This window comes from Oceanobacillus senegalensis (genome assembly GCF_900176885.1).
In the GTDB taxonomy this organism is placed as follows: domain Bacteria; phylum Bacillota; class Bacilli; order Bacillales; family Amphibacillaceae; genus Oceanobacillus; species Oceanobacillus senegalensis.
On sequence record NZ_LT839648.1, the window covers coordinates 2,658,383 to 2,675,590 of the forward strand.

Sequence of the window (17,208 nt, forward strand, 5' to 3'; positions counted from 1 at the left end):
AAAACAGAACAAGAAACTAGCCTACTATGGAGAAGTTGTTCACGAATTATAATCAGACCAGTTTCTCTACAAAGAGGGGAATTTATGCATACTTTGTATTTCATGCACACACCTATAAACCTTATTATCTTCAGCAAACGTCTAATTACGCATTAAAGCGCCATTAGGTTTTGGTAACTCTTGTTCACTTAGCTGATTCATTTTACAAAAATGTTCAAAAAAGCGTTGTGCTAACTCTTGTTCTTTTGGATCACTTTTCAAAGATACAATATCGTGCAAAATTTGAGCCATCCATAAATTATCAAAATAACGGTATTTACCTGAATTCCATGTCATTCTGTGGGGGTATTTTTCATTTACATAATATTTCCAAAAAGGCATCTGCTCTGATTCCTGCTCTGTAAGTTGGATTCTATATTCTGAATGAGCTGGAATATATCCATCCTCACAAAGTCTTCCAATAAACTCTTCATTCACCATGTATACACCTAAGATTCTTCTATCTTTTTCAGGTACGCTGGAATCTCTTTCTGTTAAAAGGCAAGCGCTATTTTGGTGCAAGCGGATAGGTTTGTTTGGCTTCCCTTTACTATTTCCACTTTTTATTACACCTAAAAAAACCTTCCATTCAGAGAAGGAGCTATTCTTTTCTTCACTGTCACACCAAAAAACCATTTGTGATTTAGGATGAATTTTATGGTTTTTCATAAGTTTTTCATGTTCCAAGCGAAGTTGCCGTTCTTTACGTTGTAGTTTTTTCTCCTCTTCCTTCTTCCATTCTTCCTTCTTTCGTTCCATTTCCTTTTCTTGTATAACTTTTTCAAGTTTATGAGCAACACTTTTATCATGTAGTTTTAGGTGCTTTCCAAATACATCAGGGAAAACAAACTTTTTATTTTCCGAATCAAAATGTATTTCAATAAAAGAATCATTATGTTTAACTATACTACCAATTCCAAAATGCTTGTGCGAAACCTTCTTATTGATTAGATTCATTCATCTAGTCCTCCTTGTAGTATATAAACCCAGTTCACTTTAAGATAATCATCCCCTTGGACTCCTATCTTTAAAGTTCACCTCATTGTTTAATTCCGAGTTTTTGCAGTGCTTTTTAGGGTGAATTTCTTTTACAATTGTTGTCTCCATTTAAACTTTTACGTTCCATTAAACGTACACTATTACATCTGCAAAAACACACCGGAACTTTGAAATACAATCAAAAATCAATTTATAAGATTATTATAACATTTTTTTATAAAAATTACAAATTAGTTATTGACAACACGTTTATTCGTGATGTAAAATTAAAGATTATTTATATATAGATGATGAACGATACTTGTTTTTTTATCCCTATAATAAGTTATAAATAAATGATCCAAACATCCCCAAAGGAGTACAAATTCATGCAAACTTTACAAAAGCATTCCAATCAACTCTTCTATCTTCCACCACATCAAAAGACAGGTCGTCCGATATTGGCTGCTGTTATTGGAGACAATCAAACTAGATGGTGGGAATTCTTCTGATTATGCTTGAGATGTCTTCCCATTTCAAGCGTGACTTGACGGAAGGCGATTTAGAAATGATCAAATAAGTTGTAAATGGGTATGTAAAATTAGGTTGATAGCTATCAATCTAATTCATTACAGAGGAAAAAACTTGGTTCCCCCTTCTCAAAGACTCTAGAGAAGTAGGGACCTTTTTCATGGTTTGGAAAAGATAGCTCTGATTGGTTTCAACTACTTTGGATCCACTTTAGGTTTTCTTTTTAGGTTCAAATGTAAGCTTAATATCCGCTGTTTCACCAGTCGATGGGAGTATCATCTAATCCTAAATAATATCTAGTGGCATTTTTCTAGTAGGTTTAGGAAAGACTTTTTCAAGTTTGTTCAAATCATCATTGGTTAGTTCTATTGCAGCAGCTTCAGCATTTGCTAGTATATGTTCTTCTTGGACTGCCTTTGGAATAGCTAGACAATTATTTGAACGGATTGTCCATGATAATGCAATTTGTAAAGGTTGTACGTTATGTTTTTCGGCAATTTCCTGAATTACTGGATTGGTTAACAGTTGTCTTCGTAAAGAACCTCCTTGGGCCAGGGGACTATACGCCATAATCGGCATATTTTTTTCTTCAAGCCATGGTACGAGATTATAATCAATTCCTCTTGAACCTAAGTGATATAAAACTTGATTTATCATGCAATTATTACCATTTTTCGTATCCCATAACTCATTCATATCTTCCGTATCAAAATTGGAGACGCCCCACCTTTTTATTTTTCCGTCCTTCTTAAGTATTTCCATTCCTTCTATCGTTTCTTCTAAAGAAACACTCCCCCTCCAGTGCAATAAATATAAATCAAGATAATCTGTCCCAAGTCGTTTTAAACTCTTTTCACATGCTTTTACAATTCTATCTAATCCAGCGTTATGAGGATATACCTTCGAAACTAGAAAAACATTCTCTCTACGTCCTTTGACAGCTTCACCAACAATACGTTCAGAACCACCATCGGCATACATTTCTGCTGTATCAATAACCTTCATGCCTAACTCCATCCCGAGCTGTAAAGCTTTTACTTCCTTTTCTTTCATCTTAGGGTCTTCCCCCATATGCCAAGTGCCTTGTCCTATACTTGGCAAAGAAGTTCCATCTGGCAAAGTAACTACACGCTTTTCAATGCCATATTTAATTTCTCTTCGTTTCTTTCCATCAATTAAATTCACTATAGATCATCCCTTCTTTTTTTAGGTTTGGATGGGTGTAAGAAATATGGTCTATATACTATCTACTTCTACCATACATCAGTGTTAATTATGATACGGAATTTTCTGATAGAGGGAAATGAAAGTTAAAATCTACATAAAAATGAAAAAGGGTCAACAACTCTTCTTAAAAAGAGCATTTGTTGACCCGTTTACCTACTTTTTACCAATAAATTTACTGCTTCTTTTACAACATCTTTCGTATCTTGTCCGTTTTCTATGTTTTCACGAACACATTGTTCTAAATTCATGCTTACGATTAATCCAATCGTACGATCAATGGCTGTACGTGATGCTGATAATTGAGTAATGACTTCACGACAATCTTTCTTTTGTTCAATCATATTTAAAACGCCCTTGATTTGTCCTTCCACTCGTTTCAATCGATTGACAACAGACTTATCATACTCCATCTATAATTCCTCCTTTTTCCTTGCAAGGACAATCTAGTATCTCAAAACTGCTAACATGAAACCCTCTTTTTAGAAGAAACCGTAGTCCAAGATTAAGTTCCATACGATTGGCAGCAATGACATGTAGTGGATGATTGGGAATTTCTTTATAATTTCTTCTCAGATAAGCATAAGGTATTTGTATGTTAACATTTGCTGAGATATCTTTTTCATTGTAATCTCTAATATCTAATTCAATGATATCCGTATCCTTATCTAGTCTATCCTTACAAGGAATACCTTTAACTGGATAGTACCTTTTATATAACTCAAAACAAAGTAAAACAAAAGCTAATATACTTAGCATATATACTATCATGTTTATCACCTATTTATGAAGTTTATAAATCCAATCTTATACCCAGCAAGGTATTATGTCAACACTCCTTTGAACTAAGCTTACTAAATTATTGACAGGTCCACTCGATTTTACCGCTTTTATCTCCTAAATCCAAGCATTCATACCGCCTTTTACATTGGATATTTTTTTAAATCCATGTTTTTTAAGGATTTTTGCTGCCTTAGCACTTCTCATACCACTTTGACAAATCACAACTACTTCTTCTTTCTTATCTAGTTTATCTAACTTACTAGCCAAATTAGAAAGTGGAATATTTTTAAAGGGTTTGCAGTGGTTTGCCTTATATTCACCAGGAGTACGAACATCAATGAATTGCACGCTGTTTTCCTTGAATTTGTTTTTAGCTTCTTGAACACTTATATTTGAAATACCTTTAACTGGCATAAAATGATTAACGAGAACACCGATAATTAAAATGAGTATAATCCACTCGATTACTCCCATATTATTACTCCTTTTCTCCTTCCCAGTCAAGCATGCCGCCTGCCATGTTTGTAACATTGTAACCATTCTGGATTAGGAACTGACATGCGTTACCACTTCTTCCACCTGAACGACATACCATATAGTAATGTTCACTTTTATCTAATTCTTCTAAACGATCTGGAATCTGACCAAGTGGGATATGTTTAGCACCTGGGATTTTTCCAGTAGCCACTTCCTCATCTTCCCTAACATCAATAATATGAAGTTCCTCACCTGAAACTAATTTATGTTCTAATTCTTTTGCAGTAATTTCTTTCATCACCATTACCTCCATTTCATTTGTATACTCCATAAGGTATTTAACCGTTTAAAAATAAAAGAAAAGCTTATCAACTCTTCTATTATTAATCATATCCCCATCACGTATATCCTTGTATTTTACGTATTAATAATGTTAAAAGTAGTCCTCTATTACAATAAAATATCAAACCAAATCTTCACTGCTGTACCTGCTATCATAAGAGCTAGAATAATTTGCAAAATTCTTGTATTCATCTTCTTACCAGCTTTCGCTCCAAGTGGTGCTGCTAATAAGCTTGCTATAATCATAATTATTGCCGGCAAATATTCAACCTGACCAGTTACGAGTTTACCAATACTCCCCCCAATAGATGATATAAAGGTTACTGCCAAGCTAGTTGCAATTGTCATACGTGTTGGTATATGAAGGACTGTTAACATGATAGGTACCAATAAGAATCCTCCCGCCGCACCAACTATTCCAGATCCTACACCAACAATTAGAGCTAAGATCACTGCCAACGTCTTATTAAATGTCACTTCATTTAATGGCATATCATCTACTTGCTTTTTTGGAACAAACATCATCACCGCTGCAATAATGGCAAGAATTCCATACACAACATTAACCGCTTGTTCAGATAGGAAACTAGAACCATAACTACCAATTAAACTACCAATGAGGATAGCTCCACCCATATAGATAATTAATTCTTTGTTTAAATAGCCACCTTTGCGGTAAGCCCATACCCCGGCAATGGAGGCAAACAGTACTTGTACTGCACTTATTCCTGAAACTTCATGAGCTGTAAATGCTGCTAAGCCAAATAAAGGAGGAATATATAATAGCATCGGGTATTTAATGATGGAACCACCAACACCTAACATACCGGATAAGAATGAACCGATAAACCCAACTGCAAATATGACTATGATAAATGTTAAATCCATCCATAAACCTTCTTTCTACTTAGAAAAGAGACTGGGACAAAAGTGTTTTCCTATCACAAAATCCGAACATGATTGGCGTGAAAAACCGCTCTGGAAATATACTTCGCTAAGTAGTGCATTGTTCGTCTGTTGAGTTAAACACTTTCGTTATGTCCCAGCCGCTATTTGGTTTTCATTATGCCTTCTCAATATAGAAGTATAGTACGTCCTCTACTGTTTTTTGTTCTAATACGTTGTGTCCAGCAGACTTCACCCATGCTGGAATATCATTTAAAGCACCTTTATCTGTTACAACTACTTCTAATACTTCCCCTGGGTTAATTTCATCCATTGCTTTCTTGGTTTTTACAATTGGCATTGGACATGCTAAACCTTTGGCATCTAATGTTTTGGAAATATTCATGTGTTAAACGCTCCTTTTTATATTTGGCTGTTTTCGTGTATTTTATTGTTTTGTCGCAGTAGAAGGGTGATGTGCAATAACAACAATCGTTCAGAAAACACCTTTTTTTTATAGTTTCAAATGTGCTGGGAATTTTATCGAACCGCACAACGATTCGGGCCGATTTCCATTTCGGTTTGTTCGTCATTATCTGGTGTTACTTTCCCCATGTTTACTTGACGAATCTTTTCATATGCATTCGGTTGTGGTGGTAAGTTATCGGTAACCGTACGACGGAATTCTGCTTCGTCTTCGATGTTTAGACCATGGTTTTCCTTAAATAAATCACCTAGACGTCTTGCTACAGTACCATCTTCATTTAACTCATCGATGATCATGAAGTGTGCAGGTAGAACAACCAAATCCTCAGCAAGTTTAAGATAGCGAGAATATAACGTTTCGCGTAGGTCTCCTACCCAGTCTTCTGCAAGTCCTGCTAAGTCAGGACGCCCAATGGAGTCAATGAATAGAATATCACCTGTTAATAGGAATTGGTTGTCAATAACAAATGATGTTGAACCAATCGTATGACCTGGTGAGTATAGTGCATTTACATCAATTTGAGATGCACCAATTTTCACGTTTAAACCATCAGTAAGAGCTGTGTAATCAAACACTACTTCTGTTGCATCTTTTGGTGGTATATAGTATGTTGCGCCGGTTGCAGCTGCGATATTGCGACCACCTGATATATGATCTGCATGTAGGTGGGTATCAAATACGTGCTTAATTTCTACACCTTTTTCTTTTGCAAAGCTTGTGAATACATCCGTGAAACGGACTGCATCAATAACTGCAGCTTCACCTTCAGAAATTACCATATAAGATAGGCAACCTTTACCTAGACGAACAAATTGGTATAGCTCTCCACCATTTTCTAAATCAGCTACTTTTACTGGTTCTAAATAGCTACTCCAAGATTTCATTCCACCTTCAAGGAATGCTACTTCACGACCAGCTTCCGATAACATTTCCGCTACCATAACGGAAGATCCCTCTTTCGCACACACGACTAATACTTCTTTATCCGTAGGTAGCTTCGGTAGAACTTCTTCCACACCATCTAATAATTCGAAGTAAGGAATATTTAGATACTCAAATTTGTGCCCTTCAATTTTCCAGTCTTCAAATGCATCTCGATTACGTACGTCTAAAATAAATAATTCTTCATTATTTATCACTTTTCTTGCAACGTTTGCTGCTTTCCATTTGTTCACAGCCATTCTATTACCCCCATAGGTATATTTAAGTTAATTTTTTTGCAGTGGAGAAATATCCACTGCATATAGTTTTCAATCAAATTAGAAAGTTAAAGTTGGTGCTGCATCTTTTGCATATTCAAGGAATGTTACTGCTCCACCAACTTCGATTCCATCTACGAAATCTTCTTTTGTAAGACCCATAACATCCATTGTCATTTGACAAGCAATAAATTTAACACCAAGTTCTTGAGCCATTTCAACTAATTGTGGAATGGAAGGAACGTTTGCTTTTTCAAACCCTTCAGCAAAATGTTCCTTTCCTTCTGGCATTTGTAAAGCATGCATACCTTGCTTGTGGATAAGGTTCAGGCCTTCAAATGTGAAGAAAATTTGTACTTCTTTGTTTGAAGCTGCTGCTGCTGTTGCGATATTGAATACCTTATAAGCATCGAACATTCCACCATTTGCCGCGATAATTGCTACCTTATTTGACATAATAAATTCCTCCTAGATATCTTTTTTTGTTTCTCCGTTCCACTCATTCATACCTGGTAGTACGTTATACACTTTTGAAAAACCATTGTTAGCTAATAGCTGCGCTGCCAAGTCAGAACGTTTCCCTGTACGGCAAATCACATAAATTTCCCTATCTTTATCAAGCTCTCCCATGCGAGATTCTAGTTCTCCCATTGGGATGGATTTTGCACCATCAATATGACCAAATGCATATTCTGCTGCTTCACGAACATCTAAAATTAATCCTTCACGTGAATCCACTTCAGCAAGCGAAATAGTGTTTTCGAAGTTCTTTTCCACTTCTGGCTCATTCGAACCTTTGCGAATGTAATGATATAAAACATCACCTTCTTCTACTGTTCCTAAATATTGGTGTCCAACAGAACTTGCCCAAGCAGTTAAATCTGCCTTTGAACCTTTGTCTGTTGCTTGAACTTCTAATACTTGACCTTCATCCAAGTTGGTTATTGCTTTTTTTGTTTTCACAATTGGCATTGGACATGCTAAGCCTTTTGCATCTAACTGCATATTGGATTGAATCATTCTGCGCCCCCCTTAATCCATTTCTATAAATTACTAATACCGGTATGGGTATATTGTTTTATAAATAAAATAGTCGTTCAATTGAATTAACGACTTATACCTCAAGACTTTCACTTCATTTCGTTCGCGAAAATCATCTTACATGGATTATAATATACCCCTCAGGGTAAAAAGTCAACCCTTGTTCCTCATTTTTTATGTAGGTCCGTTTTCTTAGTATTTGATCTTACCTCATTTTTAAAATAAGAGGCAGGGATTAAAGAAAAACCATGACTTTAGGAGTTAAAAGTCATGGTTTTTAGAGTTAGGCATTTTACCAACGTGGTGAATGTCACCACTGTGTACCTCTATCTACTCTTTAATGTAAGGTGTAATATCTTCTCGTAATCTTTCAAAGGTTTTCAAGTTTTGTCTTCCTAAATCACCATATAATTTCGGATTACTAAATTCGAGAATAGGGTATTCATCTGTATTTATAGGTTGATTTTTCGTAAATTGATTCACGGAATGACCTTCCATAATAAAGTTTTCCAATAGAAAATATGGATTACCTAATCCAATTTCCTCTAGGTTACGAATTAAATCTGGATCGCTAAACTTCTGTTCAATCATCCTTATATTAATCTGTAATTTCTCCTTTTGACCAAATAGCCCTACAACCGGAACAGAGTCTCCTAACATGCCATACCATATACTAGTACTGGGATAAACCGTCTGGAAAGTCCTTGTGATAATTTTAATTTCTTCCATCGACATTTGATGAATCGGTAACCATTGAACCATCATACCATTGTTAGATAAACGTTTTTTCGCAAAATCATAGTATTCTTTACTAAACATACTGCTAGAACCCGAACTCATCGGAAAAATAATATCAGAGATAATCACATCATATTTTTTTTGAGTAGTGGAAAGATAATTTCTACCGTCCTCAATAATAAAGTTAATATTCGCATCATTTAGGATATCCTTATTTTCCTCTGAAAAATATTTAGCTGCGTTTTTGACCCCTTCAGATATTTCCACAACATCAATAGAATCGACGTTGTGCTCACTTACTCCACTCGTTGTAATCCCGGCACCTAAACCAATAATTAATACATCATTTGGATTTTCCATTAACAGCAATGGAATATGGCCCAGCCTTCTATGATCCTCAAGGCCCATTAAATCAGAAGTGTTTTGTGTATAAATTCGATTCGTTACTAAATATTTTTGATCCCAAGGAGTAAACTCAACAACACTTGTAATTCCAAACGCATCCTCATGATAATAATGTAAGTCCAATGCCTTCTCAATCTCTTGATTCGGCTCTAAGAAAGAAGTAGACATTCTTAACTTGTCCCATGCTGGCACAATACTAATAACTAGAATAATTCCTATGATTGAAATAGCAATTACATATGTTTTTAGTTTATTACTCTTCCATGGTGTATATACAAATAAAGCCAATCCGATACTGAAAATTAGAATGGAAGTTAATATCATACTCTGATGAATACCTATGAATGATATAAAAACAAAACCAGATAATAGTGAACCAAGAGTAGATCCTAACGTGTTTAATGTTTGTATGTATCCAATTTTTCCTCCAATTTCCTGCTGATTCTTTACGCATATTTGGCTCACTATAGGAAAAATTGCTCCAAACAGGCTTGTTGGGAGTAACATCACCAAAAAGGAATAACCATATTTGATAACGATAGACATGATCCAATAAGAATCTCCATACTTATCATACAAGGCATTCATCGATTGTAGATAATTCGTTAAATAAGGTAATTGGTGAATAAAAAATAAACATAATAAAGTAATCAGTCCATTTACTATCATTAGACTAGCAAAAATGAAAATAGGATTTCTCATTTTCTTAATGAATTTACCGCAAATATAACTCCCTATTACTATTCCCGTTAAAAATCCACTCAAAACAATCGTAAAATCATAGATGCTATCTCTAAAAAATAACGTTAGTATTTTCGTCCAATACACTTCAAAGGATAAACTAGAAAATCCAGAAATGGCATAAACCATTAATACGAGAGATATAACTTGTTTTGGATATATCGATTTCTGTTTCTTTTTCACATTTTTTACAGTTTTCTTCATAGGACTGTTTTGCACTAATCCTTTTTTATACAAAAGAAAGGCGATAACCGCGACTACTATATCACTCAGTGAGGCTAAAAAAATCGTCTTTTGTAATCCAAATATGTGTATCAAAAAAAATCCAGTTAAAAATGCCCCTATTACTCCACCTAGTGTATTGATGGCGTATACATTTGCAGCGTCTTTTCCTATTTGTTGTTTTTTCTCGTGGTATATCTTCACTAAAGGGGGCAAAGTTCCACCCATTAATATTGCTGGAAAAATAATGATAATAAAAGATAGTACAATTCGAATTATATGTTTCGTAGGTTGTGAGACTTCTAAATGTTGAAATAGTAAAGTATGTAATTCCATTAATTGAGAAAAAAGAAATGGTGATAAAAAACCAAAGATTCCAATACCGATTTCCAAGTAAATAAATACTTTCATACTAGATGTTGTTTTGTCTGTCCATTTACCAATTAGCCAACTACCTAAAGCAAAACCTACCATAAAGCATGCTAAGACGGTCGATATAGCATAAACAGAACTGCCAAAGATTAGCTGCAAATATCTCTGCCAAACTATTTCATAAACTAAAACGCTTAATCCGGATAAAAAGGATAGAAGAAGAATGATCTGTTTTTGTTTGTTTGCTGCAATATTCATCTGTGAAATCCTCCATTACTGGCATTTTATTGATGATTTCTATTCCTCCTCAACTTATTATAAAGGTGAAAGTTGATTCCTCTCCCATTACAGAAGAGGAATCATTATCTTGTGTGGAAGACTGTGATTTACTTATAAACTTTTAGATCATCAATATTTAAATCAGCGGTAGATTCTTCTCCAGTCATAAATAGAATACTGCTAAGTTCCTCGACTGGGGTAGTAAATTTCTCATCAGATAGTTTCTGTTCGTCATCAATATACAAGTCGTACATTCCAGATGAGGCATTGGCAACCACTTTAATCGTATACCATTTTTTTGGCTCAGCCCGCTGTATTGAATTTTCATTGCCATTACTATCTATATAGTGAAAGCTACCGTTGCTAATATTTAATTTAATCGCATAACTACGTCTTGTAGCTAAATTCATTTCGGCGCGTTCTACTTCATTGGCTCTGACCCTCCACTCAATCGTAATATTGTCCGTTATTGGTGAAAAATTCTTAATTGCAGTAATTCTACTTAAAGCTCCGAGACTAGAATTGTTATCAACAAAATGCAAACTCTTATTCGTATCACTTGGAGTTTCTGCAATTTGTACACTCGTATCTAATCCTTCCGTCACATCCCAGCCAACAGGGAATTTTCCAGTTTCCTGAGTATCAAATGTGTCATATACTATCTTGCCTTCTTTTGATGTTTCTTTGGCAAAAACAACATACATATTTCCTGTATCTGTCTTACCTTCTTTATTTCCACCTAATGTTAAGGTTGTTCCTGATTCCACCGTTTTCTTATACAAGGTGTACGTCGCATTAGATAATGTAATTTCTTCATTCGTATTCGTATATTCTTCTGCTAACCATGCGGGAGTTTCAATCCGATTATCATGGGCAATATATACGTCTGCCTTTTCATTGATAGTGAAGTGCATCAAGTCTAGTGCTTGGTAATCTTTATCTGCATTTGGTACTTGGATATATTCCCCACCTAGTAAATAGATTGGTAGATTTGTAAATGTATCATTCGTATCGGAGTAAACATTACTTCCATTTTGTGTGTTCGCTTTTACATTATAAGGTTCATTAATCCCACTATAGGAAAAATTGGTAATCAATTGTGATTCTACTTTTTTTGATGTGCCATCAGAATCTTCTACGTCTTCATCTGGACCATCGCCAAAGGAAGGCTCCTCTTCAGGTAACTCATAAGATGGAGTTACAGGTAATTGTGTAGTTTGACCAGCTTTAATTTTCACCGCATTTGCTTCTACTTCCACCGAATCCGATTCAAGCCCCTCAATTTTTCCTGTTACAGTAATTGTTCCTGATTCAAGTGTTGAGCGAACGGCTACACGGTTAATACCTGCTTCAATGTCTAGATACTCATTATTCGTGGAGTTTTCTTTTCCACTATTATAACCACCACGCCAGATTCCTGGCCCCTCCATCTCAAAATCAATTCGCCCTTCATAGGTCGGAACACGATTTCCATCAGCATCCACTACCTCGGCATCAATTAATAATATATCGGAACCATCTGCTAATAGTCCTTCTGGTCCTGTAATTGGAGTCAGTTTCACTGCTACTGGTTCTCCAGCGGTTTCCTTCTCTTGGGTTGCAATCACATTATCCTCGGCATCGTAAGCAATGGCTTCAATATTACCTTCTTCCCATGCAATGTCTTCAAAGGTAAATAAATGTTCAAAACTTTTTGATCCTAATCCTTTTGATTCGCCATTAATCCGTAGTTCCACCTTCTTCGCATTAGAAACAACAAAGACGTCTTTCTCGGTTCCTTCTGGATAATTCCAGTGTCCAATTATATGAATTTGTGGCTCATCATGGAACATTGCTTTTGTTGCAAAGTATGCTTCTTTTGGAAGTCTGACAGCATCTACTTCACCACTTGCCCTTGTAACCTCAGAATAAACACGTCCATGACTAGTAGAATCAGAGAAAATCCAATTTCCTCCTCCCGAATGAGCAGGATTACTAATTTTCGAGTAATGTTTCACTTGATTCACTGCAAATTCCTCGGAAGTAAGGTTATATGCCGAACCTTCCGCCGTTTCAAAGTCTTCGTATCCAGGGGTATATCTATCCCAGGCCCTTCTTGGAGCCTCTTCTCGGTTATATTCTCCTTCAACCACCGGTATGCCTGAATCTCTTAATTCCCAACTTCCTTCTGTCCCAATTGCTAAATCAATATATTTCCCCATCGCACTGTTCGATCGTCGGTGGGCGTAATTTCTTTCACCATGTGGATCCCAGGTTTCGATAATTTCTTTCATTCGTTCTGCCTCTTTCTCAGGGACGCTTTGATTTCCACCTTCCCATACTAGAATAGAAGGATGATTACGATAATAAATAATCATGTCGCGAAAAGCTGCAGAACGTATATCGTAGGAAATATCACTATAAACTCCTCCAACCGTGCTTCCTTCTCCATCTACACCAGGCTGCATCGTAACAATTCCATATTTATCGGCAGACTCAATTTGTGTTGGAGAACCAGCTGTATGTCCCCACCTAACGAAATTGCCGCCAGCGTCTTTCATCATTTTCATTGTATAATCATGCATCCAATCAGGAAAAGCAGACCCAAGCCCTGCCCATTCATTCGTGCTCTTTTGTCCCCAACCTTCTAATTTCACATGATTACCATTAATGAAGAAGCCTTGTGTATTCGTGAACTCCCAGGTTCGAATACCAAAGGTCGTTTCGTATTCATCCACAATTTTATTATTTACCGCCAATTTAGTTACCGCTTTGTATAAGTAAGGGTAGTCTGGTGACCAAAGATGTGGTTCAGCAACGGTACCAGTTTCACTGAAAATATATTTTTCTCCACCATTTAACCTTTTACTATCTTTCATCGTCTCTACTATATTTCCATCATGGTCCACAATTTCTACTATATATTCAACTTTTTTCTTACCTTTATGTTCATTGTAAACTTCTGCTTCAACCGTCACATCCGCTGAATTCTCTGAGATATTAGCGGTATGTACATAGGTTCCTTGTGTCTCTAAGAAACTGTATAAAGGTAAAGTCACATGAAGCTTGTCCGTAAAATGTAAATATACATTACGATAAAGACCACCATGTGTTGGGTGCCAGTGAGAGTCATGCCAACTTAGAATTCCTTCGTCCCCTTCAGATTCCTCTGCTAAATAAGGGAAGGAATTATCTACCATTACTGCAATTACATTTCCTTTTCCATTTTTATTTAAATATGGCGTAATATCGTATCCAAATGGAATAAATCCATTTTCGCTTTTTCCTTCTAATTTTGTTCCATTAATGTATACATCCGCTGCTTGTCGAGCCGCTTCAAATTCAATAAATACCTTTTTCTGTTTATGTTCTTTGTCAATATCAAATTCTTTGCGATACCAAGTTTTACCCGTGTACATACTTCTTTCTCCGTTATGTCCACCTTCCATATAATTATTAAAGGTGTCCACATCATTAAAAGTATGTGGTAAACTAACAGTTTCCCAATCGGAATCATCAAAATTAGGCTTCTCTGCTCCTTCAACATCGCCCTTGTAAAATTTCCAATTGGGATTGAAATTCATTTTAACCCGAGAGTTGAAATCACGATAGCCAGGTCCTTTTTCTTCAGAAGATTTTCCTTCTGCAAAAATAGCTGAGCTTCCACATAAAACCGTTAAAATGAATATAATTGAGATAGAAACCAAGCTTATAATTTGTTTCCTTGATTTGTTCAACATTGCCACTCCTTTTTCATTAGAATATTTCTTTAATACTATCCGTTTACGCTCATGAAACCCTCCTTGTTTGTCGTAGTTTTTAAGTCTATTATGTCTACCACCTCCTTAAAAGGGTTAATTATTAATCTTTGAAACAAAAATGGGTGAATATTCCTTGAAGGTAGATCATGAGGTAGTTTTTGGATATGCATTTGTTACGTTATGAAAGACAATTTTAGGAGAAGCAGAATTATATTTCCATTACAATTATTTATTCGGTAAACAAACTAAACTTAACAGTAATTATAATTGCAAGCGCTTTAATTTTCAATGTTTTTCGCAAAATAGTATAAATAGTCCTAAAATATAGATAACAAACCAACTTATTGGTATATAAAGAATCATACAAATTACCTATTACGTAGAAAGGAATGTACAATAAAAGCATAGCTGAAAAAATAGTGCGAAAACGTACGATCAAATGATACAAAAGAGGATTTCGTGTTTATTTTACTTTTCGCACAAGAGCACTCAGACTATAGAAACGAAAAGTTTTGCGGAAACGTTGGGTATAGATTTAGAGGAGATATCAAAGAAGTTTCACTTATTGTTGAAGGATTGGAGATGCAGCAATACGGTCCAATGAATTCCGATATTTCAATGTATCCATAATCATATGAACGGTCATGCGACTTCCCGCCTTTTTACACCCTGACAGGTCAATACTTTTAGTTCCTCTATGTTAGATACAGTCATGTTAAAATTAAATAGAACTAAGCAAATCATTATTTTTTCAGCAAAATAAAAAGGAGAATGGAAACCTTGGAGATAAATTCACTATTTCGTAAAAGAATCGGAATACCGGAGAATGAAGTGATTACATGGAGTAAACTTGATTATGTACTAGAAAAAACGGCACAAGCCCTCCCTTTTGAAAATCTAGCTGTGATTGAAAATAGACGTTATAAAATATCAAAGGAAAACCTAATGAACAAAATATTAGTAAATCACGAAGGTGGTCTTTGTTATGAGTTAAATCCGCTATTCTATCTTTTTTTAATTGAAAATGGATTTGATGCAAAATTGGTTAGGGGTAGTGTCTATGATAATGAAAACAAAATGTTTCAAAGATTAGGGAGTACACATGTATCCATTCTAATCACCCTTCAGGAAAATACTTATCTAATAGACACTGGATTTGGAGCAAATTTACCATTAAAACCTGTTCCCCTTACTGGTGAGACCGTATTTTCAAAAAACGGTGAATTTCGGATCAAAAAAACAAATAATGAATATGGAGACCACATTCTAGAAATGAAACTAACAGATAAACATACAGATTGGGCAAAAGGTTATGCTTTTTATTCCAATAGACCCATGGCGGATACATCAGAATTAGCAGAAATTCAATCAGTTATTTACGACAATGAGAATTCTCCCTTCAATAAAAGTCCATTAATTTCAATCTTTACATCCAATGGAAGAATACTTCTAACCAATACCCATTACACACAATGGATTGATAGTGTTAAGCAAAAAGAGAAAATAGATAAAGAGGAATTTGAAAAATTGGCTAATTACTTTATGGAAAAATAATCATATTTTATTAGTAACTATTTTATTTATTCTTGCAAATCCCTTTGGAAGAAATAAAGACAGCTTTTACAAACATTAATTTTACCTACACATCTGTCATTAGATTCATGGTGTGTTTCCCTTAAATGATATGAAAACAGTAGATTCATACCTTCCAATAAAGTTAGAAGAGTTTTTCCATGAATGTACAAAAAGCCAATATATTGATAACAAATAGGTCTTAAAAAGGCTACCAATTAATATCTTGGTGTATATTTTTAGGTCCCTTGTTAATATAAGACATTTTTACTTTCAGGGAAGGCTCAGCTTGGCCATCCTGCCACCATCCACTGTATAGACTTGTCCTGTGATATATCCAGCCTTATCAGCTGCGAGAAAAGCCACGAGTGCTGCTACTTTTTCAGGGGTTCCCGTGCCGCCTACAGGATGATGCGGGATGTCTCGTTGGAACGTCTCTGCATTAGGAAGACTATCAATCATATCGAGGTTTAAATCGTGTCAATCCAGCTGGGAGCAGACCGCATTGCAGTGTATTCCTTTATCACCATACCGTACCGAACGAGTAAGCCCATGAAGCCCGGCCTTTGGATCCACAATAGGCCGCATGCCATGGGTTACGCTCAATCCTTCAACTGATCCAGTGTTGACGATACTGCCTCTAGTCTTGCGCAAGAAAGGCAATGCCGCGCGAATCAGCAGGAACGGAGCTGTCAGATTGAGATTAAGGTTGCGTTGCCAATCATCAAGACTCATTTCTTCAATCCTGGCTTCCTGCTTCATACCCGCGTTGTTGATTAACACATCGAGCTTCCCAGTGCGGGAGATAACTTCTTAACAATCTGTTCCGGTGTATGCGGATTGGAAAAGTCCGCCGCGATTGATTCAAATTCCTCGTCTTCCCCGCGCCCTTTAACTTCAAGTTTCATCGTCACTTTTATATTCTAAAATATCTCCCGGTTGGCAATCTAATGCTTTACAGATCCCATCTAGAGTTGAAAGTCTTATTGCTTTTGCCTTTCCATTTTTCAATATTGAAATATTGGCCATTGTAATTCCAACCTTCTCTGATAATTCCGTAACACTCATTTTTCTTTTCGCCAACATCACATCGATATTTATGATTATCGCCATTGTTTTCACCTCAGACCGTTAAATCATTTTCTTCTTTTAT

General features: G+C 35.7%; 16 protein-coding genes and 1 pseudogene. 2 read left to right on the top strand and 15 right to left on the bottom strand.

The features are described 5' to 3' along the window. Positions 1 to 141: 141 nt before the first annotated feature. Positions 142 to 996 carry a malate synthase gene (locus CAO17_RS12805; RefSeq protein WP_085993131.1) on the bottom strand — a complete coding sequence of 285 codons (855 nt, stop codon included), beginning with the start codon at positions 994 to 996 and terminating at the stop codon, positions 142 to 144. A 410-nt stretch (positions 997 to 1,406) separates the two neighbouring features. Here CAO17_RS12805 and CAO17_RS21905 point away from each other — a divergent pair, with 410 nt between their 5' ends. Further along, positions 1,407 to 1,529 carry a hypothetical protein gene (locus CAO17_RS21905; protein WP_281252934.1) on the top strand — a complete coding sequence of 41 codons (123 nt, stop codon included), beginning with the start codon at positions 1,407 to 1,409 and terminating at the stop codon, positions 1,527 to 1,529. Between the two features lie 304 nt (positions 1,530 to 1,833). Here the strand turns inward: CAO17_RS21905 and CAO17_RS12810 are convergent, their stop codons facing one another. The 12 genes from CAO17_RS12810 to CAO17_RS12865 form a co-directional block, all read right to left on the bottom strand. After that, positions 1,834 to 2,733 (bottom strand): aldo/keto reductase, encoded by a 900-nt coding sequence (locus CAO17_RS12810; RefSeq protein ID WP_085993132.1) that lies wholly within the window; start codon positions 2,731 to 2,733, stop codon positions 1,834 to 1,836. Positions 2,734 to 2,924: 191 nt separating this feature from the next. Then, positions 2,925 to 3,185 carry a metal-sensitive transcriptional regulator gene (locus tag CAO17_RS12815; RefSeq protein WP_085993133.1) on the bottom strand — a complete coding sequence of 87 codons (261 nt, stop codon included), beginning with the start codon at positions 3,183 to 3,185 and terminating at the stop codon, positions 2,925 to 2,927. Then, the gene (locus tag CAO17_RS12820) at positions 3,175 to 3,543 is read right to left on the bottom strand and encodes a hypothetical protein (protein WP_085993134.1); all 369 of its coding nucleotides are present in this window, start codon (positions 3,541 to 3,543) and stop codon (positions 3,175 to 3,177) included. The genes CAO17_RS12815 and CAO17_RS12820 overlap by 11 nt, the downstream gene beginning before the upstream one ends. 126 nt (positions 3,544 to 3,669) lie before the next feature. Beyond that, the gene (locus CAO17_RS12825; RefSeq protein WP_085993135.1) at positions 3,670 to 4,029 is read right to left on the bottom strand and encodes a rhodanese-like domain-containing protein; all 360 of its coding nucleotides are present in this window, start codon (positions 4,027 to 4,029) and stop codon (positions 3,670 to 3,672) included. A gap of 4 nt (positions 4,030 to 4,033) precedes the next feature. After that, positions 4,034 to 4,330 carry a rhodanese-like domain-containing protein gene (locus tag CAO17_RS12830; protein WP_085993136.1) on the bottom strand — a complete coding sequence of 99 codons (297 nt, stop codon included), beginning with the start codon at positions 4,328 to 4,330 and terminating at the stop codon, positions 4,034 to 4,036. A gap of 152 nt (positions 4,331 to 4,482) precedes the next feature. Further along, positions 4,483 to 5,262, bottom strand: a complete 780-nt coding sequence (locus CAO17_RS12835) for a sulfite exporter TauE/SafE family protein (protein ID WP_085993137.1) — start codon at positions 5,260 to 5,262, stop codon at positions 4,483 to 4,485. Positions 5,263 to 5,437: 175 nt separating this feature from the next. Beyond that, the gene (locus CAO17_RS12840) at positions 5,438 to 5,665 is read right to left on the bottom strand and encodes a sulfurtransferase TusA family protein (RefSeq protein WP_085993138.1); all 228 of its coding nucleotides are present in this window, start codon (positions 5,663 to 5,665) and stop codon (positions 5,438 to 5,440) included. Between the two features lie 134 nt (positions 5,666 to 5,799). After that, positions 5,800 to 6,927: an MBL fold metallo-hydrolase gene (locus CAO17_RS12845; protein WP_085993139.1), complete on the bottom strand. Its 1,128-nt coding sequence runs from the start codon at positions 6,925 to 6,927 to the stop codon at positions 5,800 to 5,802. 78 nt (positions 6,928 to 7,005) lie between these two features. Then, positions 7,006 to 7,401 (bottom strand): DsrE/DsrF/DrsH-like family protein, encoded by a 396-nt coding sequence (locus CAO17_RS12850; RefSeq protein ID WP_085993140.1) that lies wholly within the window; start codon positions 7,399 to 7,401, stop codon positions 7,006 to 7,008. Between the two features lie 12 nt (positions 7,402 to 7,413). Continuing rightward, on the bottom strand, positions 7,414 to 7,965 hold the full coding sequence (locus tag CAO17_RS12855) for a sulfurtransferase TusA family protein (RefSeq protein WP_085993141.1): 552 nt from the start codon (positions 7,963 to 7,965) through the stop codon (positions 7,414 to 7,416). A gap of 351 nt (positions 7,966 to 8,316) precedes the next feature. After that, on the bottom strand, positions 8,317 to 10,722 hold the full coding sequence (locus CAO17_RS12860; RefSeq protein ID WP_085993142.1) for a fused MFS/spermidine synthase: 2,406 nt from the start codon (positions 10,720 to 10,722) through the stop codon (positions 8,317 to 8,319). Positions 10,723 to 10,850: 128 nt separating this feature from the next. Continuing rightward, positions 10,851 to 14,459: a glycoside hydrolase family 2 protein gene (locus CAO17_RS12865; RefSeq protein WP_179151952.1), complete on the bottom strand. Its 3,609-nt coding sequence runs from the start codon at positions 14,457 to 14,459 to the stop codon at positions 10,851 to 10,853. A gap of 795 nt (positions 14,460 to 15,254) precedes the next feature. Between CAO17_RS12865 and CAO17_RS12870 the strand changes: the two genes are divergently transcribed. Continuing rightward, positions 15,255 to 16,037, top strand: a complete 783-nt coding sequence (locus tag CAO17_RS12870; RefSeq protein ID WP_085993144.1) for an arylamine N-acetyltransferase family protein — start codon at positions 15,255 to 15,257, stop codon at positions 16,035 to 16,037. Positions 16,038 to 16,328: 291 nt separating this feature from the next. On the opposite strand, the pseudogene CAO17_RS12875 reads toward CAO17_RS12870, so the two are convergent. Continuing rightward, positions 16,329 to 16,817 (bottom strand): annotated as a pseudogene (locus CAO17_RS12875) (SDR family NAD(P)-dependent oxidoreductase). A gap of 135 nt (positions 16,818 to 16,952) precedes the next feature. Then, on the bottom strand, positions 16,953 to 17,168 hold the full coding sequence (locus CAO17_RS12880) for a helix-turn-helix domain-containing protein (RefSeq protein ID WP_085992202.1): 216 nt from the start codon (positions 17,166 to 17,168) through the stop codon (positions 16,953 to 16,955). Between the last annotated feature and the right edge of the window lie 40 nt (positions 17,169 to 17,208).

Bases quoted from the DNA above. Each gene is read 5' to 3' on its own strand.
- CAO17_RS12835 (WP_085993137.1), bottom strand. From the start codon at position 5,262: ATGGATTTAACATTTATCATAGTCATATTTGCAGTTGGGTTTATCGGT.
- CAO17_RS12850 (WP_085993140.1), bottom strand. From the start codon at position 7,401: ATGTCAAATAAGGTAGCAATTATCGCGGCAAATGGTGGAATGTTCGAT.
- CAO17_RS12825 (WP_085993135.1), bottom strand. From the start codon at position 4,029: ATGGGAGTAATCGAGTGGATTATACTCATTTTAATTATCGGTGTTCTC.
- CAO17_RS12855 (WP_085993141.1), bottom strand. From the start codon at position 7,965: ATGATTCAATCCAATATGCAGTTAGATGCAAAAGGCTTAGCATGTCCA.
- CAO17_RS12805 (WP_085993131.1), bottom strand. From the start codon at position 996: ATGAATCTAATCAATAAGAAGGTTTCGCACAAGCATTTTGGAATTGGT.
- CAO17_RS12830 (WP_085993136.1), bottom strand. From the start codon at position 4,330: ATGAAAGAAATTACTGCAAAAGAATTAGAACATAAATTAGTTTCAGGT.
- CAO17_RS12870 (WP_085993144.1), top strand. From the start codon at position 15,255: ATGGAAACCTTGGAGATAAATTCACTATTTCGTAAAAGAATCGGAATA.
- CAO17_RS12815 (WP_085993133.1), bottom strand. From the start codon at position 3,185: ATGGAGTATGATAAGTCTGTTGTCAATCGATTGAAACGAGTGGAAGGA.
- CAO17_RS12880 (WP_085992202.1), bottom strand. From the start codon at position 17,168: ATGGCGATAATCATAAATATCGATGTGATGTTGGCGAAAAGAAAAATG.
- CAO17_RS12860 (WP_085993142.1), bottom strand. From the start codon at position 10,722: ATGAATATTGCAGCAAACAAACAAAAACAGATCATTCTTCTTCTATCC.
- CAO17_RS12840 (WP_085993138.1), bottom strand. From the start codon at position 5,665: ATGAATATTTCCAAAACATTAGATGCCAAAGGTTTAGCATGTCCAATG.
- CAO17_RS12820 (WP_085993134.1), bottom strand. From the start codon at position 3,543: ATGATAGTATATATGCTAAGTATATTAGCTTTTGTTTTACTTTGTTTT.
- CAO17_RS21905 (WP_281252934.1), top strand. From the start codon at position 1,407: ATGCAAACTTTACAAAAGCATTCCAATCAACTCTTCTATCTTCCACCA.
- CAO17_RS12845 (WP_085993139.1), bottom strand. From the start codon at position 6,927: ATGGCTGTGAACAAATGGAAAGCAGCAAACGTTGCAAGAAAAGTGATA.